General features: G+C 69.4%; 2 protein-coding genes. Both read right to left on the minus strand.

All coding sequences use genetic code 11. From position 1 onward, the window contains the following. Positions 1-105: 105 nt before the first annotated feature. A complete protein-coding gene (locus ABZS69_RS67090; RefSeq protein WP_355395698.1) occupies positions 106-522 on the minus strand; it encodes a hypothetical protein in 417 nt (138 codons plus the stop codon). Between the two features lie 77 nt (positions 523-599). Further along, a complete protein-coding gene (locus ABZS69_RS67095; protein WP_355395701.1) occupies positions 600-812 on the minus strand; it encodes a DUF397 domain-containing protein in 213 nt (70 codons plus the stop codon). Between the last annotated feature and the right edge of the window lie 263 nt (positions 813-1,075).

Here is a 1,075-nt window from a genome sequence, read left to right on the forward strand (position 1 = left end):
ACGTTCCCACGGGTGAGGTACTCCCGGACCCTCGTCCGCGTCCCCAGACAGTCGTACGGGAACCACTCAAGGCCAGGCATTGCGACCACGCGGGCTCACTCCTGCTCATGACGTGCTGGTCCCGACGCTTCGCCGAATCGGGCAGGGATGGGTCACGTGGCGGTTCGGGCAGCAGATCACGCCGATGCCGGCGAACCGCGCGCCCTGCAACCACTCGCCCCACTGCACGTCAACGCCACGCGGCAGCGCATCACACGCGTATCCCAGCCGATCCTCAAGAGGGATGCCCTCGGGCAGCAGCAGCGCGCCGCATACCTTGCCGTACTCGGCTGCCAGCCATTCGGCCGCCTCGCTCACCTCGTGGAACGTGGCCGCGATGCGGGATGCGGGCTTGGCCAGCCAATCGCCGGTCCGCATCGGCGGTAGCAGCGAGGTTGGGAAGTCGGGCGATGCCGGGCGGCGCTCCGCCTCGTTGGCGCGGTCCGCGCCGTTGCCCGTCCACTGGTAGGCATGCCAATGCATGGTCAGGGTGCTCCCGTAGAGTGCGGGGGCGGCCCCTGCTTACTGAGACTGAGCAGGGGCCGCGCCTTGTGGTGGTGCTAGATGGTGGTCACACCAGCGGCACGCAGTTCGGAACCGCTGAACCGGAGGGTCCCGGCATCGGGGTTCTTCGAGTCACGCAGCGCGTAGGCGTCGTCAACGCCCGCGATGGGGGCGATCTCCACGCAGGACTCCATCTGGTCGTTGTCCTGGTTGCCGCCGCACAGCCTGCTGAACGGCACGTCGCCGAGCTGCTGCCGGTACAGATCCATGGTGCGGTTCTCCTCTCGTTCGGCCCCTGCGGTCGCGGGGCGGGCTTCCCAGACGCGGACGCGCCTGGGCGCTTGGAACCCCGGCCTGCCGCCTGCCGTACCTGCAACCGGCGGGCCAGGGCGGCTCAGGGTGACCCGAGGCGGGACCGTCTCCCGCTGTGGATCAGGTAGGACTGCCAAGACAGGGCGGACGCGAGCGCAATGGCGTCAGGCTGCCGGACGGTTTGCACGGCCCCCGCCGTCACCATCTCGACCGTGAGCCT

Source organism: Nonomuraea sp. NPDC005650 (assembly GCF_040605375.1).
In the GTDB taxonomy this organism is placed as follows: domain Bacteria; phylum Actinomycetota; class Actinomycetes; order Streptosporangiales; family Streptosporangiaceae; genus Nonomuraea.